The 26159-nt window shown below is 47.0% G+C and carries 21 protein-coding genes, 4 tRNA genes and 1 pseudogene; 9 read left to right on the top strand and 17 right to left on the bottom strand.

Going from position 1 to position 26159, the window contains the following annotated elements; all coding sequences use genetic code 11:
* Positions 1-554: 554 nt before the first annotated feature.
* The 13 genes and pseudogenes from J3U76_RS00245 to J3U76_RS00305 form a co-directional block, all read right to left on the bottom strand.
* Positions 555-631: transfer RNA gene (locus J3U76_RS00245), tRNA-Arg, on the bottom strand.
* 62 nt (positions 632-693) lie between these two features.
* A tRNA-Arg gene (locus tag J3U76_RS00250) sits at positions 694-770 on the bottom strand.
* A 62-nt stretch (positions 771-832) separates the two neighbouring features.
* Positions 833-909, bottom strand: a tRNA-Arg gene (locus tag J3U76_RS00255).
* A gap of 6 nt (positions 910-915) precedes the next feature.
* Positions 916-1008 (bottom strand) — tRNA-Ser (locus J3U76_RS00260).
* Positions 1009-1148: 140 nt separating this feature from the next.
* A complete protein-coding gene (csrA, locus tag J3U76_RS00265) occupies positions 1149-1340 on the bottom strand; it encodes a carbon storage regulator CsrA (protein ID WP_208003637.1) in 192 nt (63 codons plus the stop codon).
* A gap of 257 nt (positions 1341-1597) precedes the next feature.
* Positions 1598-4219: an alanine--tRNA ligase gene (gene alaS / locus J3U76_RS00270; protein WP_208003638.1), complete on the bottom strand. Its 2622-nt coding sequence runs from the start codon at positions 4217-4219 to the stop codon at positions 1598-1600.
* 138 nt (positions 4220-4357) lie between these two features.
* Positions 4358-4837 carry a regulatory protein RecX gene (locus tag J3U76_RS00275; RefSeq protein ID WP_208003639.1) on the bottom strand — a complete coding sequence of 160 codons (480 nt, stop codon included), beginning with the start codon at positions 4835-4837 and terminating at the stop codon, positions 4358-4360.
* Between the two features lie 160 nt (positions 4838-4997).
* Positions 4998-5978: pseudogene (gene recA, locus J3U76_RS00280) on the bottom strand (recombinase RecA); the annotation flags it as partial.
* Positions 5979-6087: 109 nt separating this feature from the next.
* Positions 6088-6591: a CinA family protein gene (locus J3U76_RS00285; protein WP_208003880.1), complete on the bottom strand. Its 504-nt coding sequence runs from the start codon at positions 6589-6591 to the stop codon at positions 6088-6090.
* Between the two features lie 29 nt (positions 6592-6620).
* On the bottom strand, positions 6621-7355 hold the full coding sequence (locus J3U76_RS00290) for a sulfite exporter TauE/SafE family protein (RefSeq protein ID WP_208003640.1): 735 nt from the start codon (positions 7353-7355) through the stop codon (positions 6621-6623).
* Between the two features lie 165 nt (positions 7356-7520).
* The gene (locus J3U76_RS00295) at positions 7521-8270 is read right to left on the bottom strand and encodes a DUF3726 domain-containing protein (protein ID WP_208003641.1); all 750 of its coding nucleotides are present in this window, start codon (positions 8268-8270) and stop codon (positions 7521-7523) included.
* Positions 8270-9868, bottom strand: a complete 1599-nt coding sequence (locus J3U76_RS00300) for a hypothetical protein (RefSeq protein WP_208003642.1) — start codon at positions 9866-9868, stop codon at positions 8270-8272. Before J3U76_RS00300 ends, J3U76_RS00295 begins: the two co-directional genes overlap by 1 nt.
* A gap of 518 nt (positions 9869-10386) precedes the next feature.
* The gene (locus J3U76_RS00305) at positions 10387-11286 is read right to left on the bottom strand and encodes a LysR family transcriptional regulator (protein ID WP_208003643.1); all 900 of its coding nucleotides are present in this window, start codon (positions 11284-11286) and stop codon (positions 10387-10389) included.
* Positions 11287-11380: 94 nt separating this feature from the next.
* Between J3U76_RS00305 and J3U76_RS00310 the strand changes: the two genes are divergently transcribed.
* From J3U76_RS00310 to J3U76_RS00325, 4 genes are read left to right on the top strand one after another with little or no spacing between them, the layout of a single operon-like run.
* Positions 11381-12823 (top strand): aldehyde dehydrogenase family protein, encoded by a 1443-nt coding sequence (locus J3U76_RS00310; RefSeq protein ID WP_208003644.1) that lies wholly within the window; start codon positions 11381-11383, stop codon positions 12821-12823.
* Positions 12824-12836: 13 nt separating this feature from the next.
* Positions 12837-13847: a dipeptidase gene (locus J3U76_RS00315; RefSeq protein WP_208003645.1), complete on the top strand. Its 1011-nt coding sequence runs from the start codon at positions 12837-12839 to the stop codon at positions 13845-13847.
* Between the two features lie 52 nt (positions 13848-13899).
* The gene (locus tag J3U76_RS00320) at positions 13900-15474 is read left to right on the top strand and encodes a BCCT family transporter (RefSeq protein WP_243453961.1); all 1575 of its coding nucleotides are present in this window, start codon (positions 13900-13902) and stop codon (positions 15472-15474) included.
* A gap of 57 nt (positions 15475-15531) precedes the next feature.
* Positions 15532-15903 carry a RidA family protein gene (locus J3U76_RS00325; protein ID WP_208003646.1) on the top strand — a complete coding sequence of 124 codons (372 nt, stop codon included), beginning with the start codon at positions 15532-15534 and terminating at the stop codon, positions 15901-15903.
* A 311-nt stretch (positions 15904-16214) separates the two neighbouring features.
* Here the strand turns inward: J3U76_RS00325 and J3U76_RS00330 are convergent, their stop codons facing one another.
* Entirely contained in the window at positions 16215-16370 is a 156-nt protein-coding gene (locus tag J3U76_RS00330) for a hypothetical protein (RefSeq protein WP_208003647.1), read from the bottom strand.
* Between the two features lie 344 nt (positions 16371-16714).
* Between J3U76_RS00330 and J3U76_RS00335 the strand changes: the two genes are divergently transcribed.
* The 5 genes from J3U76_RS00335 to J3U76_RS00355 all read left to right on the top strand — a co-directional run bounded on the left by J3U76_RS00335 (position 16715) and on the right by J3U76_RS00355 (position 20562).
* Entirely contained in the window at positions 16715-17668 is a 954-nt protein-coding gene (locus J3U76_RS00335) for a DUF932 domain-containing protein (RefSeq protein WP_208003648.1), read from the top strand.
* 71 nt (positions 17669-17739) lie between these two features.
* Positions 17740-18723 (top strand): YqaJ viral recombinase family nuclease, encoded by a 984-nt coding sequence (locus tag J3U76_RS00340; RefSeq protein ID WP_208003649.1) that lies wholly within the window; start codon positions 17740-17742, stop codon positions 18721-18723.
* Positions 18720-19622 (top strand): recombination directionality factor, encoded by a 903-nt coding sequence (locus tag J3U76_RS00345; RefSeq protein WP_208003650.1) that lies wholly within the window; start codon positions 18720-18722, stop codon positions 19620-19622. The genes J3U76_RS00340 and J3U76_RS00345 overlap by 4 nt, the downstream gene beginning before the upstream one ends.
* 65 nt (positions 19623-19687) lie before the next feature.
* On the top strand, positions 19688-20185 hold the full coding sequence (gene radC / locus J3U76_RS00350; protein WP_208003651.1) for a RadC family protein: 498 nt from the start codon (positions 19688-19690) through the stop codon (positions 20183-20185).
* A gap of 26 nt (positions 20186-20211) precedes the next feature.
* On the top strand, positions 20212-20562 hold the full coding sequence (locus J3U76_RS00355) for a YkvA family protein (RefSeq protein ID WP_208003652.1): 351 nt from the start codon (positions 20212-20214) through the stop codon (positions 20560-20562).
* Positions 20563-20612: 50 nt separating this feature from the next.
* Here J3U76_RS00355 and J3U76_RS00360 read toward each other — a convergent pair whose 3' ends face one another.
* The 3 genes from J3U76_RS00360 to J3U76_RS00370 all read right to left on the bottom strand — a co-directional run bounded on the left by J3U76_RS00360 (position 20613) and on the right by J3U76_RS00370 (position 26157).
* Positions 20613-21536, bottom strand: a complete 924-nt coding sequence (locus tag J3U76_RS00360; protein WP_208003653.1) for a hypothetical protein — start codon at positions 21534-21536, stop codon at positions 20613-20615.
* A gap of 88 nt (positions 21537-21624) precedes the next feature.
* On the bottom strand, positions 21625-24483 hold the full coding sequence (locus J3U76_RS00365; RefSeq protein ID WP_208003654.1) for a DEAD/DEAH box helicase: 2859 nt from the start codon (positions 24481-24483) through the stop codon (positions 21625-21627).
* Positions 24484-24495: 12 nt separating this feature from the next.
* Entirely contained in the window at positions 24496-26157 is a 1662-nt protein-coding gene (locus J3U76_RS00370) for a site-specific DNA-methyltransferase (RefSeq protein WP_208003655.1), read from the bottom strand.
* Between the last annotated feature and the right edge of the window lie 2 nt (positions 26158-26159).

Consider the following 26159-nt stretch of genomic DNA (forward strand, 5'->3'; position numbering starts at 1 on the left):
GTTAACTCACCGCTGACAGCTTAAAAGAGCAAGCCGACCCCGAGCGACTCCCTTTGGTCATTGCGAGGAGTGCAACGACGCGGCAATCCATTTAACAGACAGTAATAAGCTTGAAGCTAGAAGCCGAAAGTAAAACCAAAAATAAAAATGCCTCAGTGTTTTTGTTTAGCTTACCGCTTCCAGCTCTAAGCTTCCGGCTTTCTATACGCTGAGCGCCTGACGAACAAAACCGCAGTTGTTCTTTAACGTAACGCGGTCAGCGTAAAGCGTATGGCTGTACTTTGGCTAAAGCGTGGGACTACAGAAAACAGCGTATTTTTTAACTGACCGCTGACAGCTAATGGCTTACAGCTACCCGAAGGGGATAGAGATCCTGAAACGAGTTCAGGATGACAGCTAAAAAATGCGGCTTGGTTTGTCGTAGAGCGGTCGGCGTAAAGCGTATAGCTGTTCTTTTCCGGTTTTGTTTTTCGTACAGCGGTCGGCGTACAGCGTAAAGCTGCTCTTCCACCGTTAGAAATGAAAAAAGCCTGCACGAGGCAGGCTTTTTAATATGGCGCATCCTGGAGGATTCGAACCTCCGACCGCTCGGTTCGTAGCCGAGTACTCTATCCAGCTGAGCTAAGGATGCTTTTAAGATATTGTTTATAACAATGATGTTATAAGATAGCGCTTACGATTAACGCTGTAAAATGGCGCATCCTGGAGGATTCGAACCTCCGACCGCTCGGTTCGTAGCCGAGTACTCTATCCAGCTGAGCTAAGGATGCTATTAAGATATTGTTTATAACAATGATGTTATAAGGTAGCGCTTGCTATTAACACTATAAAATGGCGCATCCTGGAGGATTCGAACCTCCGACCGCTCGGTTCGTAGCCGAGTACTCTATCCAGCTGAGCTAAGGATGCTAAATATGGCGGTGAGGGAGGGATTCGAACCCTCGATGCGGCTACAAACCGCATACTCCCTTAGCAGGGGAGCGCCTTCAGCCTCTCGGCCACCTCACCGTTGTTGTTGGGGTGCATATTACGCTCAGACGAAAATAAGTCAAACCCTTTTCTTCGTTGTTTTGTTTGTTTGCACAGTCTTTAAACACTTTGCACCAAAAATCACCAACAAGAACAAAAAACACCCCAAAAACTTTCAATTAATATTGTTCGTCTTCTGCCCCATCCTTCTCTGCCTGTATACGCATATAGATTTCTTCGCGATGCACAGACACTTCTTTAGGAGCATTAACACCAATGCGTACCTGATTTCCCTTCACACCCAGTACAGTTACGGTGACTTCGTCACCAATCATTAGGGTTTCCCCTACTCGTCTTGTCAAAATCAGCATTTAGCTGCTCCTGTATCCATTATGTAATTGCTAATAATATATTTATTATCCGCTAAAGGGGTGCAAAAACCTAGCGTTACCCTAAGGGATATTGATCTTTTACGGTTAAATTTTATTCTAAGTGCGCTATCTAGCCGCAACCCATTCAACCTTGGCTAACACTATAACCCTATGAGGGCTAAGCGTTTAAAATCAAGAGGCCTGTCATAGACAGGCCTCTTGTATACTTTAGCAGCTTAATTTGAATCCTGTTACTACTATAAGCGCTCGCTCAGCCAAGGTGTGACCGAAGCCAATGCACCAGGCAGCTGTGCAGGCTCTGTGCCACCCGCTTGGGCCATATCTGGGCGACCACCGCCTTTACCACCAACCTGCTGTGCGACTAGGTTGACGAGCTCACCGGCTTTCACCTTGTCAGTTAAATCTTTAGTGACACCAGCAATTAAGCTTATTTTGTCATTGTTCACCGTGGCTAACACCACAATGCCCGACTGCAACTTCACTTTAAGATCATCCAAAGAGCCACGTAGCGACTTACCATCAGCACCGTTTAAGTCAGCCACCAGCACCTTAACGCCATTCACCTCAGTCACCTGCTCTAACAAAGCGGTGCCTGCTTGAGCGGTGAGCTTGGCTTTTAGCTGCTCGACTTCTTTTTCTAATTGACGACTGCGATCTAAGGTTTGTTTTACCTTGTCGGCTACCGAAAACACATCACTTTTCACTAAGCCTGCCGTTTGGGCCAGCTCGTCATTTAACTGATGCAAATAAGCCAAGGCCGCATCACCGGTCACCGCTTCTATACGACGAATACCGGCGGCAATGCCACTTTCGGACACAATCTTGAACAGACCAATATCGCCAGTGCGCGCAACATGGGTGCCACCGCATAGCTCGGTAGAGGCGTCGCCCATAGAAACCACGCGCACTTCGTCGTCGTACTTCTCACCAAACAACGCCATGGCACCGGCATTTTTAGCCGCCTCAAGATCCATAAGCTGAGTGGCCACATCATAGTTGGCACGAATGTCTTTATTCACTCGCTCTTCCACTTCGCGCAGCTCTGCAGCTGTCATAGCTTCTAGATGTGAAAAGTCAAAACGCATGCGTTCAGCCTCAACCAGTGAGCCTTTTTGCGTGACATGATCACCCAGCAATTCGCGCAGGCGCGCATGCATCAGGTGGGTTACCGAGTGGTTAAGGGCAATGGCTTGACGGCGTTGGCTGTCTACTGCTGCCGTTACCGGCTCTCCAACTTCCACTGTGCCCAACTCTAGGGTGCCTAAATGCAAAATGCCATTACCGGCTTTTTGGGTGTTATTCACCACAAACAAGCCTTCTGTTAACTTAATAACCCCTGCATCGCCGACTTGACCGCCCGACTCAGCATAAAAAGGCGTTTGGTCTAACACCATGGCGCCTTCTTCACCGGCTATTAATGCCGATACTGCTTCGCCGTCTTTAAATAACGCCGTGACTTTGGCCGACTCCGCCAAATGCTCATAGCCGATAAAGTCAGTAGTGCCGTCCACTTTAATGGCTTTGGTGTAATCAATACCAAAGTTAGACGCTTCTTTCGCTCGCTCGCGCTGTTGTTGCATTAAGCTTTCAAAGCCAGCCTCATCTATGCTCAGCTCGCGGTCCCGCAATACATCGGCGGTTAAATCTGCCGGAAAACCATAAGTGTCGTATAACTTAAACACCACCTCGCCTGGCAACACTTTGGCATCACCCAGCTCACTAATGGCGTCTTCTAATAGCTGTAAGCCACGACCCAGGGTGCGCGCAAACTGTTCTTCTTCTAAACGCAGCACTTTTTCAATAATGGCTCTTTGTGTATTGAGCTCTGGGTAGGCTTCGCCCATTTGCTCACACAAGGCACCCACTAAGGTATAAAAGAACGACTGCTCAGCCCCCAGCTTACGGCCATGGCGCACGGCGCGGCGAATAATACGGCGCAATACATAGCCACGACCTTCATTAGAAGGCATAACCCCATCGGCAATTAAGAAGGCACAAGAGCGAATATGATCCGCAATTACTTGCAGCGATTTACTGTTAATGTCTTGGGTACCCACAGCCACGGCAGCGGCTTTAATTAGCGCTTGAAAGAGGTCAATTTCGTAGTTGGAATGCACGCCCTGCAAAATAGTGGCTATGCGCTCCAGCCCCATACCCGTGTCTACCGAAGGCTTAGGCAAAGGCTCCATGGTGCCGTCTGCATGACGGTTAAACTGCATGAATACCAGGTTCCAAATTTCAATATAGCGGTCGCCATCTTCTTCTGGACTGCCCGGAGGACCACCCCAAATGTGTTCACCATGATCGTAGAAAATTTCACTACAAGGTCCACAGGGGCCAGTATCACCCATGGTCCAAAAGTTGTCAGACTGATACTTTCCGCCATTGTCACCAATACGGATGATGCGCTCTTCTGGCACGCCCATTTTTTTAGACCAAATATCAAAGGCTTCATCATCGGTTTCATACACAGTGACCCAAAGCTTTTCTTTGGGCAACTTAATCACCTCGGTTAAAAACTCCCATGCAAAAAGAATCACCTCTTGCTTAAAGTAATCACCAAAACTGAAGTTACCCAACATTTCAAAAAATGTATGGTGGCGCGCGGTATAGCCAACATTTTCTAAGTCATTATGCTTACCACCGGCACGCACGCAGCGCTGCGAGCTTACGGCGCGAGTGTAAGCGCGCTGTTCAACACCTAAAAACAAGTCTTTAAACTGGTTCATACCGGCATTGGTGAATAATAAGGTAGGGTCATTGTGCGGCACCAACGAGCTCGAGCTCACTATTTGGTGATCTTGCTGGCGAAAATATTCGAGAAACGCATTGCGTAACTCTGATGTGGTCATCTGCATGGGTGATCCTGCTTAATTACGGGGTTCATAGGCGTTAATCTTGCTAATTTAAAAGGTATCGGCGCTAATGTAAAATGCAGCCGCACTTTTGCACCCGCTTTAAAAGGAGTATTGGCGCATTATGGCCTTGGTTAACGGCTAATTAGTGTCGTCTTGTGCGGCGGTTTCAAATGCATAGCGCACTTGATCAGAGTTAAAACCACGGCTTTGCAAATAGCGCAATCGTTTGGCTTTTTCTTTTATATCACTAATGTGTGGGTCTCTAAAGCGAGACTGATAACATGCGAGCGCTAGCTCAAACCAATCGGTTTCATCTTCTTCAAGGGCCAGATCAATAAGACTCTCTGCTACCCCTTTGCGCTTTAACTCCATACGAATGCGCATGGGCCCGTGTCGCTTAAACACATGTTGGCGCACCTGCACCCGAGCAAAGCGCTCATCACACTGCCATTGTTGTTCCACTAACTTATCCAGTGCGGCGTTAATCAATTCATTATCAAATTGACGTAAGCGCAACTTTTGCGCCAGCTCAAGGCGGCTATGATCACGGCGCGATAATAACCCGAGCGCGCTGTGCCATAAGGCTTCGGGGGTGAGTTGTTCTGGTTTTTTCTGCATCGTAAAAGTGTAACGGATTTCTTGGCCAAAGCGCCATAAAACAAAGGCCGGGTTGCCCCGGCCTTAATGGTTAAAACTCTTCGTTTTCATCTGTGGGGAAAGGTGCACCCAGTGCCCCTGGGGCGTCTTCTGGTTTAGTTTGTTCTTCACCTGGCTTAAGCAACAGCATATCGCGCAGTGAAGTCTCTATTTCATTAGAAATATCAGTATGCTCTAACAAATACTTAATAGAGTTAGCTTTACCCTGGCCAATTTTATTGCCCTTATAGCTATACCAAGCACCGGCTTTATCAACCAGCTTGTGCTTCACGCCCAGCTCAACCAGCTCGCCTTGCTTAGATATACCTTCGCCATAAATAATTTGAAATTCAGCTTGTTTAAAGGGCGGTGCAACTTTGTTTTTCACCACTTTTACGCGGGTTTCGTTACCCACAATTTCATCGCCTTCTTTAACCGCCCCAATACGACGAATATCCAAACGCACAGAGGAGTAAAACTTAAGCGCGTTACCACCAGTGGTGGTTTCTGGGCTACCAAACATCACCCCAATCTTCATACGAATTTGGTTAATAAACACCACTAAGCAGTTAGCCGATTTAATGTTACTGGTTAGCTTACGCAGCGCCTGAGACATTAAACGTGCCTGAAGACCTACGTGGGAGTCACCCATTTCGCCTTCAATTTCAGCTCGTGGTGTGAGTGCCGCCACCGAGTCGACAATAATCACGTCTACCGCGCCTGAGCGCACTAACATGTCGCAAATTTCTAAGGCTTGCTCACCGGTATCTGGCTGCGACACCAATAAGTCATCAACATTAACGCCCAATTTAGCAGCGTATAAAGGATCCAGCGCATGCTCGGCATCCACAAAGGCACACACTTTGCCATCGCGTTGCGCTTCAGCAATCACTTGCAAAGTAAGCGTAGTTTTACCCGAAGATTCAGGGCCATAAATTTCAACCACGCGGCCCATGGGTAAGCCACCAATACCTAAGGCAATATCCAAAGACAAAGACCCAGTAGAAACAGAGTCTATGTTTAGCGCTTTATTATCACCCAAGCGCATAATAGAGCCTTTACCAAATTGTTTTTCAATTTGACCAAGGGCGGCGGTTAAGGCTTTTTCTTTATTTTGATCCATGAAGGCTCCGCTGATTAAGCTAATGCGTCTAAATATACAACCTGAGTATACTGGTTATTCATACAGTGACAAGTTTACATTCACTAATTTAGTGATATTGGCACTTTGCTTAGTTTGATGCCAGTAACAGCGCCAAACAATCTTCGAGTGCCGCCACTATGGTTTGCTGGCGTATACTTATTCTATCACCCGTTAGCTGTAACAACCGCGTGTGAGTGTGATTGCTGTTTGCCAAATAACAGGCCAGCCACACTGTGCCCACCGGTTTATCTGGGCTACCCCCTCCAGGCCCTGCAACGCCGCTTACTGCCACCCCCACAGCATCGCCACTGTGCGCGCACGCGCCTTGGGCCATGGCGGCCACCACAGATTCACTCACAGCACCATCACGCTCGATTACCCTTGCGTCAACGCCCAGCATCTTAGTTTTAGCCGCATTAGAGTAGGTCACAAAACCTTGTTCAAACCAGGATGAACTGCCAGCAATATCGGTAATCGCGCAGGCAATCCCCCCGCCTGTACAAGACTCTGCCGTGGTAATGGTTAAGCCTTGCGCCACTAAAGCTTCGCCTAACAGCTCGGCTAACTGGTAAGAATTCGCTTTTGCAGACATCACTATCACTCTCCTTTAATGCTAAACATTTAACTGGCTATGCCGCCCATTACGCCTTGCACTAACACCACTATGGCAGAAACGGCCGAGATAAATAAAATGGCAGGTCGCGCACTTTGCGCGCTGATCACTCGCTCTAAATGGCGCGATAACCAAAAGCCTACCACCACACCGGGTATCATTTTTAAGATTAAGGAAACACTGACCAGCTCTGCCCCACCATTTAACCACAGCATCACCAAAGAAATGGGCGTACCCACTAAAAAGAAAGCGGCAATTTCATTACGGGCCGTTAGCCGCGCCTCATGTTGATATAAAAGCGCAATCGGCGGACCACCCACAGAGGTTGACGTGCCCAGCACCCCCGATAAAAAGCCCGCCACCGTTAAACTCACCTTATTAAGGGGCAGCGAATAGCGGCGTAAACTCAACCACACCGCCAACAACAAAGCCGAGCCAAAAAATAAACTGAGTTGCCAAGCTGCAATGCTCACCAACAACAAAGCGCCACACCAAGAGCCCGGCAAGCGCGCCAATATGGCAGGAAAAACACGCCGCCAATTAAGCGTATGGCGCTGCTTAACCACCACTATTAACGACAACATCCAGCCCAGCATTAACACAGGCCCAGGCATATAAGCGGGATCAATTAAATACAACAAAGGCGCGGCCAACAGGCCAAAACCAATGCCCACCCACGCCTGCACCACAATACTGCAGGTAACAATCAACAGCGCCAGCAACTCAAGGGAAGAATACAGCATGCTTAATTCCTGCAAATAAAAACCGCCAGTCTAGCACACAGCTCCCAACCTCCACCGTAAAGGGATTGGGGATTAGCTCGAAGCTGAAACAAAAAAACACCCAAGGCGTAACAGAAGTATGTCTGTATTGCGATTGGGTGTTCAATGTCATAGGCTCAAATGTAACTATCGACTTCCAGCCCCTTGGCTAGAGCGCACGCTATTTTCGACTAAAATACCGGCCCCTAAACGATTAATCTCGCCCCACAGTTCTTCATCAATTTCGATGCCGTTATCTATAATATATTCTTTATTGTCGGCTAGGTCTTCAGGACTCATATAGCGAGCATTACGATTGCCCTTGGAACGCTGTAATGAACCTGATAAATCGACCCGAGAGCTACAAATAATCGTTAATGCCTGAGCTTCATCTGGGCTAGTGATAAGGTTTGTTGCCGCCTCACTAAAGCTTGGGTAACGCTCTCCGGCTTTAATGCCTGCTGCATATTCTTTCACCGTCTTGCTGCCATTTTGCCAATAGGCCGTTACACTAATGCCTCGCCGCCCGCAATCGGTTAGCGCTTTAAGTGCAAACATACGATTATGACAGTTATGCACAGTAATGGTGGCAATGCCACTTTCTAGCGCCTTAGCGTGAGCCAAATCAACCGAAGAGGCGATACAGTTAAGTGCACTACGACCATTACTATCAATAATGGCCGATGTACTGTCTTCATAGACCACGGTACTCAGCGGCTTATCAAAATCAACACCTATATAAGGTAATGCACGTTGTAATTCAGCCAGCCCATTAAGACCATGCTTTTCAAGCCAAAGCACCATATTCGCCGCATCTTCATAGTTACCCACAAAGTAACCGGAAGCCTCAAAACAACGTCGCAACGCCGCTTTTAATTCATTCATTGACACTTGCATCAGTGATCTCCTCCCAATGTCGGCGCCAGCGGCATAAACCAATCGTCGTTATAAACATGACCAATATCTTCAAGCAAAGGCGCACCTTGAAACATGGTGTTACGCACCCATAGCGTAGACTTGGGATCAAACTTACTCACTCCAAAAAACGACAGTTTGCAGCGCAGCAAGTGCATGGGCAGTATGTCTTTAGCCAACAGGTTGGCTTGAATATCGCCATAAACACAGCGATCCATACTTTGAATGCGCCGCACTATGCCGCGCAGTTTAGGGCGAGCCACCATAAAGCGAGCTGTGGTGTGATCAGGATTTTCTGCAATATATTTGCATAACAGTTGATAACAGGTATAAACCGCATAACCAACGCCCAAAGGCATTTGTTTGTCTTGGCCTTTATCTAATGCGCACAGCCCTAGTCGCGGCTCCATCTTATCTTCTGAGCGATACCAAAACGTATCCAGTGCCCCCATCTGGCTAAAGTCTATTTTTAGAGCCCAGTCATAACGACGCTCAATCACTCTCTTTAGACTTTGTAGCGGCATTAATGAATCAAGATCAAGAAATTCCTCTGCACAATGGTAATCCTCTAAACCATCAACCAACTGTGGGTATAACTCTAATAGTATTGAAACCAACAACTCTTGTCCTTGAAGCGAACAGTGCTGTTCACTCCACACTATTAAATCGTTCCAATTTTGTAATAGCGGACCTGTCTGTTTGCGCAGCGCCATTATATCTTCCATGATCCGAACATTATTATTTGCCTGCCATGGATCCTCAGTCAGGGTTTCCGCCATGTGCTGAGCACTACGGGTTAACAGTTCATCTAATTGCAAGCGTACTCTGTCATCGATATACCCTAAGCTGCGAACCAAGGCTAAAGCCAATTCACGCATTTCTATCCAGCGATTAATGAGCATAGGGTGATTAATAAGGTAGGGTGCCATGCCAAGGCCGGTGGAATTACCAATACCAAAATAACGCTTAATTTCCGAGCGCATTGGTTTATATTGCTGTGGGCTACGCTGTTGAGCAATATGCTCTACTTGTAACAAGCTAAAGTTTCTCAGCATTAAACATGCGAACATTTCAGCAGCAAAAGGCCGAGCAAAGTCAGGGTAACGCGTGCTCACTTTATCCCAGTCCGCCATACCCGCTTTACCACTGCCATAAACCGCAGTGGTACGATACAGATATCCCACCTTGGCAATTTGTGCCACATCAGGCTGCTCGCCTTGGCTTAATTGCTCGACCACATAATCAAAGTTACGAGCGCTGCGGTTAGCCCGAGATAACACAAATACTCGCGCATCAACACGCCCAGCTTCTTGTAATGGAACATTGTCACGTAAAAAAGCGAAATAATCGTCTTCAATACGTCCTTCTACCAATGCCATAGTGAGATCCCATTTACTGGCAATCACACGATCGTTACGCTCAGCAGTGCTTAAGTAATCAGAGAATACCACAAAGCTAAACAGCCCATGAGGCGTGCTGATTTCATAAATAACACTGCCGTAACCTTCTGCACATAGTTCAAGATGAGCAACATCTATTTGCCAACGCTCCAGCATGATCCTACGCACTAATGTACGCATAAAACTCAATCGACTTTGGTGCATAGAACCCAGCCGTTCCAAGTCCATAACTTTATTAACGGGCCGTAGTGGCAGTGCATTGGGCCCCCGCAGGGAGGCCTTTATTGCTGCTAACCTCATCATGTTTCTACCCTCGATATTACTAGATGTCCTTATTGCGTTATTTTTAAGCAAGTGAATAACATAACGCAGGGTCAGAAAGAGTAAATATTACTGCGTTATTCTTTGAATGAACGACTTAAGCTTCCTGCCTCATGGCTAGCATCATGGTGCAAAGAAACAAAAACAGACAAGGAAAATGCGTCTATCATTTGATAAGAATAATTTATCAGAATGCTATCAAGGCGCATTAACACTGATGGCAATATAATTAACTGACTTAAAAGTTAGTAATATTTTTAGCAAAGTGAGAGCTAAGGCGGTTTTTTAAGATGTGAAAAGTGAAGAGAACAGTGTAAGTCAATATTTACACCTTGAAGCTTACGGTATTAGCCTGCTCCCTTCTCTCATCATTTTTATCAATTATTCGTCTCTTTTTGTGTGGCAATAATAAAATCAACAAACGCCTGTGCGGGAGGAGCTAACGATTTATTGTTTAACCGAATAATCCCAATACGGCGAGTGATCACCGGTGTATGTAACGGAATAAAGGTCAGTTGCGCATTATTTTTAGGAAAGGCATACCAAGGCAGTGTCGTCACACCAAAGCCCGCTTCTAACATAGCCACTAACGACATCATGTTAGAAATATAATACTGAGAATGCGTTAACAAGGACTCCACTTCACTGCCCCGTAACAAACGAGACGTGCCGTTACTGATTAATCGATATTGCTGCAACTCTTGCCAATGCAGCTCTTTATGACTGGCCAAAGGATGATCCTTGGGGCACACCACGCCTAGCCTATCTTCCCATACGGGTGTAAAATGCTTTTCGCTTTGCCCTTGCTCATCAAATAAGCTGGCAATGCCCACATCTACTTGTTGGTTTTCGACCATTCTTAACACCGCGTCTGAGTTATCATCAAACACACTCACGTGCAGTTCTCTATCGCCAATAAAATTCAGCAGTAACTCAGGCAAAAAATGACACGCAATAGAGGGGACAGACGCCAATCGCAAATGCCCCGTTTTATGCTCAGCCAGCAAGGCCATATCTTCAGCAATACGATCATGATGGGCGATGAACTCTTTTGCTTTTGGCAAAAAATGCTGCCCAAAGGGTGTTAACTCAGTTTTAGCAGCACGGCTATTATGCTTTTCAAACAAGGGTTCGCTGAGCTTATTTTCTAAGTCGCGAATTGACAGTGAAATAGCCGGCTGGGTGCGATGTGCCTTTTCAGCAGCCAAGTGAAACCCTCTCAGCTCTGCCACCCATACAAAATGACGCAGTTGAGCAACTTTAAATTCTGGCAGCATGATAAGCATTCCTTATCTATTAATATTATTAATTAATTTTTATTATTAAAGCACAACTCCTATGATGACACCAATCAAGCAAAGGAGATCAATCATGTCTAACTCAGTATTTCGTAACTATATCGCCGGTGAATGGGTTGAAGGCCCTAGCTCTATCGCTAACATTAGCCCCTCTGATCTTAGCGATGTCATTGGTCACTACGCCCAAGCCGATGTTGCTCAAACTCAGGCAGCCATTAGTGCCGCTACTCAAGGTCAACTCGAGTGGGAAAAAAGCGGCTTAGAACAACGTTACGCCGTACTGATGGCCATTGGCGACGAGCTGATTGCCCGTAAAGACGAGCTGGGCAAACTGCTGGCGCGTGAAGAAGGCAAAACCTTGCCAGAAGGTGCCGGGGAAATTTATCGCTCCGGTCAGTTCTTTCATTACTATGCCGCTGAAGTGCTGCGCCAAATGGGTGAAACCGCCGACTCGGTACGCCCAGGGGTCGACATTGAAACCCGTCGTGAACCGGTTGGTGTGGTTGGCATTATTACACCTTGGAACTTTCCGACCGCCACCGGTGCCTGGAAAATTGCCCCCGCATTAGCTTTTGGTAACGCCATAGTGTGGAAGCCCGCCAACCAAGTACCCGCTTCAGCATGGGCGCTAACCGAAATCATTTCTCGCCAGCAGCTACCTGCCGGTACTTTTAACTTAGTAATGGGCCCAGGTGCCGAAGTGGGCGATGTGCTGATTAACTCGCGTGGCGTCAATGCTCTTACCTTTACCGGCTCACTGGAAACAGGTCGTAAAGTAGCCATGGCCACCGCCGGCAATTTAGTGAAATGTCAGCTAGAAATGGGCAGTAAGAACGCCTTGATAGTGTTAGATGATGCCGATTTAGACAACGCCGTTGAGTGCGCTGTGGGTGGCGCTTACGGGGGTACTGGACAAAAATGTACCGCCTCTTCTCGCCTGATTGTTACCGAAGGCATTCACGACCGCTTTGTGGAAGCCGTTATAGCGCGCATGAAGAAACTGGTGGTGGGTAACCCACTAACAGAAGGTGTACACATTGGTGCCGTGGCCGATGCCCGCCAAATGGAGTCGAACCTCAAGTACCTAGCGCTGGCCAAAGCAGAAGGCGGCAACTTAGCCTATGGCGGCGACGTGATCACCGCAGAAACCGAAGGCTACTACATGCAACCGGCGCTATTTACTGACACCACCAACGACATGACCATTAACCGCGAAGAAGCCTTTGCCCCCATTGCCTGTGTAATCAAGGTAAAAGACTACAATGAAGCACTGGCGACATTAAATGATACCAACTTTGGCTTAACCGGTGGTATTTGTACCGAATCTCTAAAGTATGCCACCGACTTTAAACGTAATGCCAAAACTGGCTGCGTAATGGTGAACCTGCCAACCGCAGGCACCGATTACCACGTGCCATTTGGCGGTCGTAAAGATTCAAGCTTTGGTCCTCGCGAGCAAGGAACTTACGCCAAAGAGTTTTACACCATTGTAAAAACGACCTACATCCGCGCTTAACGGAGACAGGGCTATGAGCCGAGCATTGCATAACGACATGATAGTGATCGACGGGCTTCAGTACTCCAACTGGAGCAGGGAGATCTTCGAACAACTGCACGAAGGCGGCGTCACCATGGTGCACGCCACCCTCGTTTATCACGAGCAGATCCGCGAAACCCTGATGCGCATTAGCGAGTGGAATCGCCAGTTTGAACTGCACGGCGATATTATTATGCCAATACGCAGTGGCGACGATATCCGCCGGGCCAAAGCCGCAGGCAAAGTAGGCATTATGTTTGGGGCGCAAAACTGCTCCCCAATAGAAGACGATATTGGCATGGTCGAGGTGATGCGTAATTTAAACCTGATGATCATGCAATTAACCTACAACAACCAAAGCCTGCTGGCCTGCGGTTGCTATGAGGCCATCGATAGCGGCGTCACCCGCTTTGGCCGTCAGGTGATTAAAGAAATGAACCGTGTGGGCATGATAGTCGACATGAGCCACAGCGCCGAGCGCAGCACGCTAGAGGCCATTGAGATCTCTGAACGTCCAATCGTTATCTCTCACGCTAACCCGCTGAGCTTTCACGATGCCAAACGTAATAAGTCGGACACCGTGCTCAAGACACTGGCTGAATCCGGTGGTTTGCTGGGCTTTAGTGCCTACCCTTTCCACCTAAAAAATGGTCCCGACTGCACCCTAGAGCAATATTGCGACATGATTGCCCGCACTGCTGATTTAATGGGTGTAGACCGACTCGGCATTGGCACCGACTTATGCCAAGAGCAGCCTCTTTCAGTATTGGAGTGGATGCGCAACGGCCGCTGGTCTAAAACCATGGACTATGGCGAAGGCTCTAAAGCCAATGCCGATTGGCCACGACCTTTGTCTTGGTTTCGCGATAGCCGCGACTTCCCCAACCTGACCAAGGGCCTACTAGCCCGAGGTTTTAGTCAACAAGAAACGGCAAAAATAATGGGCCAAAACTGGCTTAACTTCTTAGATGAGGGTTTGCAGGCGCAACCCACTGCTCGTTAAAAACAATGAGGGGCTTAGCCCCTCTAGCAAATGTTCCAACTTGGAGGCGAACATGAGCAATAAAACCGAGACAACTCTGGCCATGGACACCCAATCAGCCAATACCCCCCCATCCCCAACGACTTTTTTTACTGGACTGGACTTACCGGTCTTTTTACTCAGTGGCGGCGCTCTAGTGCTGTTCGTCATCATGACGCTATACGATATTCAATTAGTATCAAACTGGGTAGACAGTGCCTTTGCTGTTTCAACCCAACTGTTTGGCGCTTACTGGCAAGTATTGTTGTTACTGACCTTTTTAATCGCTATTGCCATGGCGGTAGGCAAAGGGGGCAATGTTCGCCTAGGCGGATTAGCCGTACCAGAAATGGCAACATTTCAGTGGATGTCGATCATCATGTGTACCTTGCTGGCTGGCGGCGGCGTATTTTGGGCCGCCGCTGAACCCTTGGCACATTTTCTTTCACCTCCTCCCTTGTATGCTGATGAAACCGATGGCATGAGTAAGGCTATTAATGCATTGGCACAAAGCTTTATGCACTGGGGTTTTTTAGCCTGGGCTATTTTGGGCAGCTTAACCGGTATCGTCTTTACCCACTTACATTACGACAAAGGCCTGCCGCTTAAACCCCGCACCTTGTTATATCCGGTGTTTGGTAACTGGGTAATGAAGAGCTGGCTAGGAACTTTAGTTGATGCATGCTGCGTATTAGCCGTGGTGGTAGGAACTGTCGGCCCCATCGGCTTTTTAGGCCTACAAATCAGCTTTGGCCTAGAAAAACTATTTGGTATTCCCGATACCTATATGACTCAAGTCATGATCCTTGTCGGCTTAATTGCTATCTATACCTTATCTGCGGTAAGCGGTGTTACCCGTGGCATTAAGATCCTCAGTAATTTAAACGTGGTGCTCGCTGCATTTTTAATGCTGTTTATCTTATTGTTTGGCCCAACCGCTTTTATCATAGATGCCTATATAGGTGCTTTAGGAGTCTACGTTCGTGACTTTTTCCCGATGGCGACCTTTAGAGCCGATCCTGCTTGGTTAGATTGGTGGACGGTATTCTTCTGGGGATGGTTTTTAGGCTATGGCCCGTTAATGGCGATGTTTGTAGCGCGAATTTCACGAGGGCGCACCGTACGCCAGGTGATTCTATTAATCGCGATTATAGCGCCATTGATCACCTGCTTCTGGTTCACCATTATGGGTGGCAGTGGTATTGCCTTCGAGCTAGCCAACCCGGGCAGCGTATCTGACGCCTTCTCAGGCTTTAACTTACCCGCCGCACTGCTAGCCATTACCGAACAGCTGCCACTGGGCACTCTCATCTCGGTGTTATTTTTAATTCTCACCACCATTTTTGTTGCCACTACAGGCGACTCTATGACCTATGCCGTTTCCATGGTGATGACGGGCACCGATCACCCTCATTCAGGGGTACGGGTATTTTGGGGCATTATGATGGGCGTGGTAGCAGCTATTTTAATCTCTATTGGTTCAGGGGGCATATCGGCACTGCAATCCTTTATTGTGGTCACTGCTGTGCCTGTCTCTTTTGTGTTACTGCCCACTCTATGGACAGCACCACAAATCATCAAAAAAATGGCCGCTGAACAAGGCATTTAAGTTATTAGCGCTGTCACTAAATAGAGTTACAGCGCTTTTTATATAAAGGTAACCTACATGAAAACACCCGTAAAAACCGATCTTTTCGCCTCTAAGGCCCCACTAGAATGGGCGGTGATGGCCAATGGCCAATTTTATACTGCCCACATTCCCATTGATGCAGAAGGCAAGGTCGTTGAGGGTGGCATTGAAGCCCAAGCACGCCAAACCATGGACAATTTAAAGCACACCATCACAGCCGCAGGCCTCACCATGGACAATGTCACCCAAGTGCTGATCTATGTTACTGCTCGCGAGCAACTACCCATATTCAACCAGGTATATGCCGAATACTTTACCCCACCCTATCCCAACCGCGCCGCCATGATAGTAGTAGGACTAGCACGAGAAGAAATGCTCTGCGAAATAGTCGCTTACGCCACTAAATAGCAGCCCTTTATCTGTGATACAGTTTGCGCCGGCTGATAGCCGGCGTAAGGCGTTAACGCTACCATTTTTAAAAAGCGACACTAAATGTCGCCTTGCCTTGTACTCTGATGACTTCATCGTACTCTTGAAGCAATTAAAGAAAAATAGCGCCTAGCATCAAGCTATTTTTCTGTAGTCCCACACTTTGGCTGTGGGTGTTGCGGGGCAAGAATGCTTTAAACATTCCCGCCAAGCGGGAGTGCCAGCTAAAGCAGTACACTACAGATAACTCCTACCCCTTCGGGGAGCTGTAAGCCGTCAGCTCTCAGCGGTCAGTTAAAGAAAGCGCCAAGCTTAAAAATAAACACCGGTTTAGTTTTTCGTATGGCGGTTGGCATATGGCTGTCTGTGGTCGCTTGCTGGTACAATGTGGCTTGGTATTTTGGCATGGCGACGGTTTGTTCTGGCCATGTGGCATTGCGTTCCACCTTCCCTCGTAAAGATATAAGGCTTTGATTTTATTATGAATCAACAAACAGTTCAGCATACTCCTATGATGGTTCGGTGTTGAGCGTTTGATTTATAAAGGTTTTTTATAAAGTAATGAGGAAACCTTTAATATAACCTACACTTTTATTCTTTCTGCTGTCTAAACTTAGCTTTATATTGAGCATCACTCTGCAGTGAACCCTCCACCCTTAAATACAAATGCAAATGAATTCTATTTATTTTCAGATACATATTACTTTTATGAATCAGTAGAAAACTACAGATATCTATAAACAATAAGTTATAGGTTTTATTGTAGCCTGGCATAAATGGAGTATTTGCTATGTCCCATCTTGTTGAATCAATGGCCTACTTAGGCCAAACCCCTTGGCATGGCCTAGGAAACCGATTAAGTAGTCGGCAACCAATATCTGTCTGGCTTAAAGAAGCTGGTATGGATTGGTCAATTAAACGAAGTAATGTCATGTTTAATACTGCAGACGATGGTCTATATCTACACAATCATGATAGTGCGCAAGTCCTCTATCGCTCGGACACTCTTGCTCCTCTCTCAGTGGTATCAAACCGCTATAAGGTTGTACAGCCAAAAGAAGTCCTTAATTTTTATAAAGATTTAGTAGAAGTGGGAGGTTTTGAACTAGAAACGGCAGGAGTCCTTAAAGGAGGAAAGAAACTATGGGCGCTAGCTAAGACAGGTCAAAGCATGATGCTAAAAGGAAACGATAATGTAGAAGGTTATCTTCTGCTTGCAACTAGTTGTGATGGCACACTATGCACTACTGCTCAGTTCACTTCTGTACGAGTGGTTTGTAACAATACCTTGAGAATTGCAGTCAATGACAAAACGGGAGCGATCAAGGTTCCGCACTCTACTGTCTTTGACCCTAAGCTGGTGAAAGAGGCATTAGGATTGAGCCTATCCAGTTGGGACGGTTTCATACATGACATCAAAGAGCTATCTAAGCGCCCTGTAAGTCCTAAGGAAGCACATCGTTTCTTTGCTGAAGTATTAGACGATCCTTGTGCTGAACTGACTGATATTAAACCATCTAAACCTATGAGACAGCTGCTTGAGCTCTATGAAGGTGCAGGTTTAGGATCAAAGCTAGCATCTAGCAAAAATACTGCTTGGGGACTCGTAAACTCGATGACCGAGTTTGTCGACCACCACAGACGAGCTCGTAACCAAGACTACCGTCTCGACTCTGCTTGGTTCGGTAACGGAGCGCAACTGAAACAGCAAACCTTTAGTAAAGCTATCAGCTTACTAAACTAACCCACATCAATATCAACATAAAGCCCTGCTGGTTTGCGCCAGCAGGGCTTTATGCGTTTAGGATACTCATAATGAAAACACGTTACGGTAATGCCTTCCGTCTGGCCGACACCAAGACTCTCACCCAAGAACAGTGGCTTCAGGTTCGTCAATCCGGGATTGGATCTTCCGATGCAGCCGTGGCTCTTGGATTATCTCGGTACAAAAGTCCGTTATCACTGTGGCTAGAGAAGACGGATCGCCGCCCAGCCACTGATTTGTCAGATAACGAAGCGGTATTCTGGGGGACAACCCTGGAGCCGGTACTGGCTTATGTATACGCTAAACGAACGGGCTTGAAGGTACGCCGGGTTAATGCGGTGCTACAGCACTCCGAGCATTCTTTTATGCTCGCTAACCTGGATCGTGAAGTTCTGGGGCATGCCGATGGTATTGGCACCCTAGAAATAAAAACGGCTGGCTATCATTCTGCCCCGCAGTGGGAGAAAGGTATCCCCCTCAGCTACCAGTGCCAAGTCTTACATCAATTGGCCGTAACCGGCCATGCCTGGGCCGATGTAGCAGTTTTAATCGCCGGTCAGGATTTTCGTATCTATCGGGTAAATAGAGACGACAACAAAATTGCCGATCTCATCCAACGAGAGGCAGTTTTCTGGCAACACGTTACTGAAGATACTCAACCCGAACCCGATGGTTCTAATGATGCCGCCCAGGCGCTGCAATCTCTGTATCCACAGGATGACAGTCAAACCCTAGATCTATCCGAAGCACCAGAGATGAACGAGTTGTTCAATCACTTTCTAAGTGCTCGTCAACAGAAAGAAGAAGCTGAAGCCCGGGAAGCTCAACTAAAGCAACAGCTCCAAGCCTCGCTAGGCACAGCCAGTGTAGCAGTTTTTCAAGAAGGTAAGATCAGTTGGAAAAAGAGTCGAGATCGCACCTTGCCTGATATGGAAAAGCTTACCAACCATCACCCCGAGTGGATACAACACTGCAGCAAAATCGTGTCTGGTACGCGTCGCTTTATGGTGCAACAACAAAGGAGCTCATCATGATCAAAGGACTCGCCATTACGCCGCCTATTATCGGACGGGTCAGCATAGGTAAGCTGGTCAATAAGAACAATAAATGGTTACCGGAAAAAGACGACAGTTTTACCCTGACCACTCAGATCCAAAACCGAAGTGGTTGGATGCTACATCCTCTTCATCAGCGATATTCCGAAGACGCAGCCAACGGAAAGATCCGCTCTATTCCGGTCAAAGTCTTATTTAACGACAGTGATCTCAACCTACGTGCCGAATACAGCGCCTTTGATCGCAGCACTGGCCGCCCTATTTGTGTGGGTAACGGTGAAATGGCAAAACGAGTCAGCGAAGAAGGTATAGAAGAAATCACCTGCCCAAGTCCTGAGCGATGTCGCTTTGCCCATGAACAAGGCTGCAAGCTCTATGGCCGTTTAAATGTTCAGATTGATGGCCAAAATGACGAGCTGGGTAGCTTTATATTCCGTACTACTGGCTACAACTCGGTGCGTACACTTTCAGCCAGGCTACGCTATTTTGAAGCCGCCAGTGGAGGCCATACCCGCCACTTACTATTGCAATTACGACTTAGAGCTAAAAGCACAGCCCAGTCATATCGAACTCCGGTGTACTACGTCGATCTGACCCTACGTGAAGGAGATACTCTGACAGAAGCAGTTCAAGCCGCTCATCTGGAAGCTAAGCGATATACCCAAGCCGGTGTCAATACTCTTAATCTAGAGAATATAGCGCGCCAGCTGTTACAGAACGGGCAGTTTGAAGATAGCGAAGAAGAAACTCCCTTGCTGCTGGAAGAGTTTTATCCAGAGACGGAGAACGATACCGACAGCAACACCAGTAACAAGCCTAAACCACAGGAACTCATCCAGGCTACCCGCCTGACTAACAAGCTGGGCACCGTTCAGTGAATTTTAGCCACCTATATAGTTAGTACGCCGCCCTTGAGCGGCGTTTTTTATATCTGGAGATTACCATGAATCAGAAGAAATTTATTGCTGGCGAACAAAGGGGTACCTACCTAGCACCCGAACTACTAACAGAAGCCGATATTTTAAACATGGCCCAGAAGCTTGCTCGTCGACGATTAGCCAAGGGTCGCGTCATCAACCAACCAGAGCTTGCCTTTGAGTACCTTCAAACTCTTCTACAGCACTACGAGCACGAAGTATTCGGAGTCGTATTTCTCGACAACCAACATCGTATTTTAGGCTTTGAAGAGTTGTTCCGAGGCACCATCGATGCCGCCAGCGTTTACCCACGTGAAGTGGTAAAGCGAGCTTTAACCTACAACGCAGCAGCACTCATTCTGGTACATAACCACCCATCCGGTAACCCCGAACCCAGCAAAGCAGATACCAGTATCACTCTTCGCATACGAGATGCACTCAACCTAGTCGATATTCGCGTCCTCGATCATGTGGTTGTCGGTATGGAAGGCTGCGTATCACTGGCTACTCGCGGCCTTATCTAATCAACATAAAACTGAAAGGAGTAAATATGCAACAAAATAAAGATGGGCTGGCTAACATCTACAGTGCTCAAAGCTTTTGGGATAAGGTTCGCCACAGCCTGAAAACGGCAGGCATAGAAATTATTCGAAAGTGTCTGCTGCTTTACTATACCGCTCAAAAACCAGAGACACCGCTATGGGCAAAGACCGTTGTTTACAGTGCTTTGGCTTACTTTACCTTACCCATTGATGCGATCCCTGATTTACTTCCCGGCATAGGTTACACCGATGATCTGCTCGTACTGACTGCCGCTATCACTTCAATTTCGTTGTATGTGGATGAAGAAATAAAAGAACTGACAGAGAAAAAAATTAAGATATGGTTTAACGTCACTTAGAATAAAAAATGGGGTGATAGTGAAACCATCACCCCATATAAAACGAGAAATTAAAATGATTCAATCATAAGCTTATTATCCGGTAGCACCTTTAATTTTTTTACAATTTCTTTTTCTAGCTTCTCATTAAAGATAAGCTCATCCTTCAAAATAATTAATGCATCATGCACCCCATTAGATATTTCTACCTCAGCTTCTCTATCAAATGCTTTCTTTACATTGCTCACAGAAAAAAGGCCACCAGATGATTGTTTGGATTGAGTGCTAGTACTCTGGATAAGCCTACGCCTTGCATCTAAGATCATACCGCAAGGGTAATAACCTATATTCACATTACTTACACCTTCAACACCAACAGTCTCACTCATTTCAGCAAGAAGCTCGTCTTCATTAAAATCAGGAACGTAGCCATCTCTGCATACAGAAGCATAGAAAACATTCAACTCACTGATTGTACTTGATAAACTTTGAAGCTGATGAAGAAGATAACCAGGAAAACGAATGTCACTTCGCTTTTCCAGATACTTGCTAACTGCGATAACATCATATTGTAGAGCATGAGATATATTTCTATCTATACCTACTCTAAATTTATGACTATCAATAAAGTAATTTATTGAATTAGAAAGAAAAAGTATTTCATTTTGTCCTTTTGTAATATCAAAACCATCACTTATTCTTTGCTTTATCGATGTATTCTGATTGTTATCATAGCTGCTTGGCAAACTAAGGCCGCGTTCTAAAATATCTAACTTTTTAGATAACTTTATACCTTTAACATCTCCAAAAATCTCTTTACCTACGTCTGTAGATAAAAATTCAACAGTAACCTCTGAAGCGTTCTTTATAAAAGGAAGTGATACTTCTATAATCTTCCTTCCCTTTTCTATAACTTTTTTACCAGTATCGGTTTTACCGGCTTCTTCAAGAAGCTGCATTACCGTAGGAAGTAATTGTGCCACTGCTGGGTTCATATATTTACTCTCTTATAGATAGAGCTAAGCAAGGTATGAAATCATAAAACCTGGCCTAACATTAATTAGACTGATGAGATAATATATATCAGTTTAAAACTTCAAAGTCTTGCTTGAGTCCTTGTACTGAACGGCTCAGCTCTATACGGTCATGCGGGATCAGTACGTAGTGCCAATTCTTACCACCGTGCTGCTTGGCGTGCTCATTGGCGTAGTTGCACCAACGCACAGCAGCCCTAGCTTTGGCCTGAACTTCCGGTGAATCCACTTCTGTCGCCTTCTTAGGTTCCATCAGCAGATACTCGGTTTCCGTTTCCACCACAAAATCCGGCTCGTAATTCTGGCCGTTGGCATATTCGATTTTGAACTGGCCGGGGGCTGGCTTCATCCACTTGAGTACCGAAGGCTCGTTTTCCAGAATTTGCGCCAGACGCCACTCCCCGTCTACGGAGTCGAATTTCTGGTAGGGGTAGCAGCACTTGGTAAAACCGGTAAACAGCATCTGCCGTATTTTGCTTTTCTCACCCGGTTGAATGGGTGAACGAAAATCCCGAGGCTGCTCGTCTCTGGCGTAGTTAAAGGTTGCGGGCCGTAGAATATCGAATCCCTGAGTGATTCTGCCTACGTAGTCAGTCGGCGTCGTCCACATATTCGCTCGCAACTGTGCCCAGATAAAGTCAGCCAACTGCTGACCTTGAGTCTTCAACAGGCTCTCTGCGTCTTCTTCACTCAAGTAGCTACGCAAATGTGTCACCATTTGCCCGGCCAGTTTATACAAGGCTGCCGCATGTTGGTCATAATCGATTTCATCGTGATCGATCAATGAACGTACCAGGTAATCTTCTGGTCGAGCTTCTGTATCTCCACCTTCTTCCCAGCTGATACTACTGATGCGGTTGTCTTCCAGGTGCTGTAACAGCATCTCTTTGCTGCCAGGTTTCAAGGCAATACGCTCAAGCCCTGACAACTCAAAATCCGCAAAGCCATAGTTCACTTCTCGGGTTGGCAGGATCACAATCTGGGGAATATCGATGGTGTGCTCTATCAATTTCTCGGTAATGGCTACCACCAAATCATTAATGGCGCTATCGTCCATCCGAGGTAAAGGTAACGGCTCAGCAGCGGCCTCTTCCTCTGCATTCTCATTTTTTTGTATCTGTGGAGATACCGGCGGAAACCATTCGCGCATGGCTTGCTGTACGCGCTTGGTTACTGTTTCTTTCATTTCATCACTGTTCAGCTCTTTACTACTGGTCAGCCGCTTCGCCTCTTCACTAACAACCTTGAACGTCAGCTCCGCCACCTTGCGATCGGATTCCGTATTAAGCAGCGAAGGCAGCGCCGGTTTTTCAGCCGATATACCCATGCCATACCCTGAGGGCGCTTGTTCGTGGATCTCTCTACCATCCAGTTCAGTCGGGCGGCGGCCCAGCAGCACTTCTGCCATGGAGGGCACAACCATAGTCTGCGGCTTTTTCTCAGGAATACCGTTTTCGTCATCTTCGGCGCCGATATAGAGCGTCTTTCTGATAACAGACTCTTTATCATTAGCTTGATCGATAATCTCCTGAAAACGGTCATGGGCAATAATAGTCAGCCGATCGACCGCCTCAACACCGGTGCGCTTATCATAAGGCAAGCGAAGACCACGGCCTATGGTCTGCTCGGTCAGAATCTCCGAGGCAGAAGCCCGCAGAGGCACTATGGTGTACAGATTGGTCACGTCCCAGCCTTCTTTCAGCTTGTTGACGTGAATAACAATCTCGGTGTCTTTGTCGTGCTCTACCGCCAGCAAGCGCTGTGTGGTTTCCTCTGACTCTTCCGCTCCCTGATTGGAATGAACGGTGATCACCTTGCCTTTGTAAGCCCCCTCGAAGAAGCTGTCACTTTCGATGCGGGCCTTAAGGTCATCGGCATGCAGTGTGTCTTGAGCAACCACCAGCATGAAGGGCTTAACCAAGGGCCTACCGGTGTTATTGGCATAGCTGACCAACTCAGTCTTAACGTATTCATGATGATGAATACCATCTTCCAACTTGAGGACTTCCAGTTTATCTCTGCTGTAGTCTGCCACTCGAAAATCTTTTCGCGTCGCTACCGCTGGTATCTTCACATAACCATCATTCAAGGCACTAGCAAGCGGGTAGTGATAGATGATGTTTTTGAAGTCTCTAGGCTTGGCACCCACCGTCTTGGGCGTCGCTGTCAGCTCTATGCCCAATACCGGCTTGAGATCGTTCAGCGCCTTGGCTCCCGCGCTGGCATAGTAACGGTGGGCTTCGTCCATCAACACCACCAAATCGGGCAATTCGGCCAGATAGTTAAAATAAGAATCGCCAATATATTCCTGAATACGGCGCATCTTAGAAGTCTTAGATTTAGCCGCCCCTTTTTTGTTATCCAGAGCATTGATCTTGGACACGTTAAAAATGTTGATATGGGGGGCCGTTTCGGTGGCGAACAAATCACCGGTCATTCGTTCGGTTACCGCATAGTCCAGGCGCACGCCGCGCCCTTCCTGGTAGTCATCACCTGTTACCAATACAGGCGGCGTCTGGGACAGCTCGGGGATGCCTTGAAAAACATACTTGGGCGAACCCGGCAGAAAATCCTGCTTAAGTTTTTCATAGATGGTAAGGTTCGGCGCCAGCACAAAGAAATGACGGCTGCGCCCAGTTAGGTACAACCAGGCGATCATGGCTCCCATCAACCGGGTTTTACCTACACCGGTCGCCAGAGCAAAACACAGGGATGGAAAGCTGCGCTCAAAGCCTTTAACCGTAGGCTGTTCTTCCCTAATGACCTTCAGCCAGTGATTCAAATCAGGATCTTTGTCGAGCTTGAGCTGTTCCAGTATCCGACAGAGGATCTGCAAAGACTTATCCTGAGGCTGACGCAACGACAGCCTAGCGCTAATCTGGTTAGCCGTTTTTCTATCCGTGCTCATGAATTATCCTTATTATTCTTCTTCAGTGCTTGTAGTTGCTTGTTCCGCTAGCTCTTCCGGCAGCACGTTAAGGGTAAAGCTGTAATCGTCGTGATCCCACTCGCACTTGTTGAGGATGGCACGGGGGATTTTCTTCAGGGTTAGATTGGCAAATTCGGCGCCATCGGTCATAAAGGCTTTGCAACAGATAAGCAAGGTACGCTCAGGGCCTACCTCTTCGCTGATACGCTTGAGCTGACCATAAGCGAGAGAGCCGGTAGTGACATAGATATAGTCGGTCTCGGTGCTGTAGCCATGGTTCCAGAACTGGGTTTGGCTAGGTGCATAGGTAAAGCCCATGTGCTTACACATGGCCTCAGCCAACATCTCGCCATTATATTCCTTATTAATAATCCAGTTACCCCAACTGTCTTTCTTCAGTAGAGATGGAGCTAGATTCAAGTAACGGAAACCACCGCCGCCCTGCCAGTTAACTGCCTTGGAGACGCCCCCCTGGTCTTCACCATCAACCACCTTTTTCAGACGTGGAACAATATAATATTCTGACTGCTCTCCGAGCTCCACCATAATCCAACGGCGTCCCATTTTGTGAGCAACAGCACCAGTTGTTCCAGAACCAGCAAAGGAATCCAGAACCAGTTCTCCTGGATTAGTTGCAATATGAATAATCCTTTCAAGCAACTGCTCTGGTTTTGGAGTAGAAAAGGGTTCAATGTCAGGAAGTAACTTTCTTAAATGATCACGTCTTGCTGATTGATTTGAGCCTGTTTCAGAGGAAGGCCACCATGTTTTAGGCACCATCCCCCCCTGCACTTCAGAAATATATTTTTTTATTACGGGCAGACCGTCCCCTTTTTTACCGAAGTAAACACGATTTTCCTGAAGAGCCTGCTCAAACGTCGACTTACTAAAACGCCAAAAGTTACCACTTGGTGGCGTTACTACTCGCCCTGATGGGAGAGTAATTTCATAGCGTAATGAATCATTTCCGCTCTTTGCGGTACCATCAGCACCTTGGCGCCAAGGTCCTCGAGGATCATCATCTGGATTTTTGTAACGTTTTAATTGCTCCTCTCCATGAGGGAGTAAGTTTCTAACTTTTTTCCACCCTGCAGAAGCTTTAGCATAGAGAAAAATATAATCATGAGATGTGGAAATAGTTGTATCATTTTTTCGACCAGCATCTTTTTCCCAAATAATGGTCGATATAAAATTTGATCTACCAAAAATCTCGTCACAGAGCACTTTCAAATAATGAGCTTCGTTATCATCAATCGTTATCCATATTGAGCCATCATCGCTCATCAAGGTTCGGAGCAACTCTAAACGAACACGCATCATGGAAAGCCACATGGAATGTTCTAGGCCATCGTCATAGTGCGTAAAGGCGCTGCCTGTGTTGTATGGCGGATCGATGAAGACACATTTTACCTTACCCGCATATTGCTGCTCTAGCGCTTTCAGCGCCAGCAGGTTATCGCCGTGGATCAACAGGTTGTCATGAGAGACCTTGGGTTGCTGCTCGTCATCAGCGAAGAGCGCTTCGGCAGCCTGATTCTCTGGTGCCGTTTGGTAGGACAGGCTCTTGTCTTCCAGAAAAATACGGGGCTCCAGACGTGGGCGCTTGTCTTTGCCAATCCAGGTCAGTTCCAGTTTTTGTTTTTTAATCGTCATTG

Source organism: Oceanisphaera pacifica, from assembly GCF_017498065.1.
Lineage (GTDB): Bacteria > Pseudomonadota > Gammaproteobacteria > Enterobacterales > Aeromonadaceae > Oceanimonas > Oceanimonas pacifica.

Coding starts and splice junctions, on each gene's coding strand:
- J3U76_RS00355 (WP_208003652.1), top strand. CDS start 20,212: ATGCAACAAAATAAAGATGGGCTGGCTAACATCTACAGTGCTCAAAGC.
- J3U76_RS00365 (WP_208003654.1), bottom strand. CDS start 24,483: ATGAGCACGGATAGAAAAACGGCTAACCAGATTAGCGCTAGGCTGTCG.
- J3U76_RS00315 (WP_208003645.1), top strand. CDS start 12,837: ATGAGCCGAGCATTGCATAACGACATGATAGTGATCGACGGGCTTCAG.
- J3U76_RS00295 (WP_208003641.1), bottom strand. CDS start 8,270: ATGCAAGTGTCAATGAATGAATTAAAAGCGGCGTTGCGACGTTGTTTT.
- J3U76_RS00290 (WP_208003640.1), bottom strand. CDS start 7,355: ATGCTGTATTCTTCCCTTGAGTTGCTGGCGCTGTTGATTGTTACCTGC.
- J3U76_RS00305 (WP_208003643.1), bottom strand. CDS start 11,286: ATGCTGCCAGAATTTAAAGTTGCTCAACTGCGTCATTTTGTATGGGTG.
- J3U76_RS00320 (WP_243453961.1), top strand. CDS start 13,900: ATGAGCAATAAAACCGAGACAACTCTGGCCATGGACACCCAATCAGCC.
- J3U76_RS00285 (WP_208003880.1), bottom strand. CDS start 6,591: ATGTCTGCAAAAGCGAATTCTTACCAGTTAGCCGAGCTGTTAGGCGAA.
- J3U76_RS00300 (WP_208003642.1), bottom strand. CDS start 9,868: ATGCGTACATTAGTGCGTAGGATCATGCTGGAGCGTTGGCAAATAGAT.
- J3U76_RS00345 (WP_208003650.1), top strand. CDS start 18,720: ATGATCAAAGGACTCGCCATTACGCCGCCTATTATCGGACGGGTCAGC.
- J3U76_RS00310 (WP_208003644.1), top strand. CDS start 11,381: ATGTCTAACTCAGTATTTCGTAACTATATCGCCGGTGAATGGGTTGAA.
- J3U76_RS00340 (WP_208003649.1), top strand. CDS start 17,740: ATGAAAACACGTTACGGTAATGCCTTCCGTCTGGCCGACACCAAGACT.
- radC (WP_208003651.1), top strand. CDS start 19,688: ATGAATCAGAAGAAATTTATTGCTGGCGAACAAAGGGGTACCTACCTA.
- csrA (WP_208003637.1), bottom strand. CDS start 1,340: ATGCTGATTTTGACAAGACGAGTAGGGGAAACCCTAATGATTGGTGAC.
- J3U76_RS00360 (WP_208003653.1), bottom strand. CDS start 21,536: ATGAACCCAGCAGTGGCACAATTACTTCCTACGGTAATGCAGCTTCTT.
- alaS (WP_208003638.1), bottom strand. CDS start 4,219: ATGCAGATGACCACATCAGAGTTACGCAATGCGTTTCTCGAATATTTT.
- J3U76_RS00325 (WP_208003646.1), top strand. CDS start 15,532: ATGAAAACACCCGTAAAAACCGATCTTTTCGCCTCTAAGGCCCCACTA.
- J3U76_RS00335 (WP_208003648.1), top strand. CDS start 16,715: ATGTCCCATCTTGTTGAATCAATGGCCTACTTAGGCCAAACCCCTTGG.
- J3U76_RS00370 (WP_208003655.1), bottom strand. CDS start 26,157: ATGACGATTAAAAAACAAAAACTGGAACTGACCTGGATTGGCAAAGAC.
- J3U76_RS00275 (WP_208003639.1), bottom strand. CDS start 4,837: ATGCAGAAAAAACCAGAACAACTCACCCCCGAAGCCTTATGGCACAGC.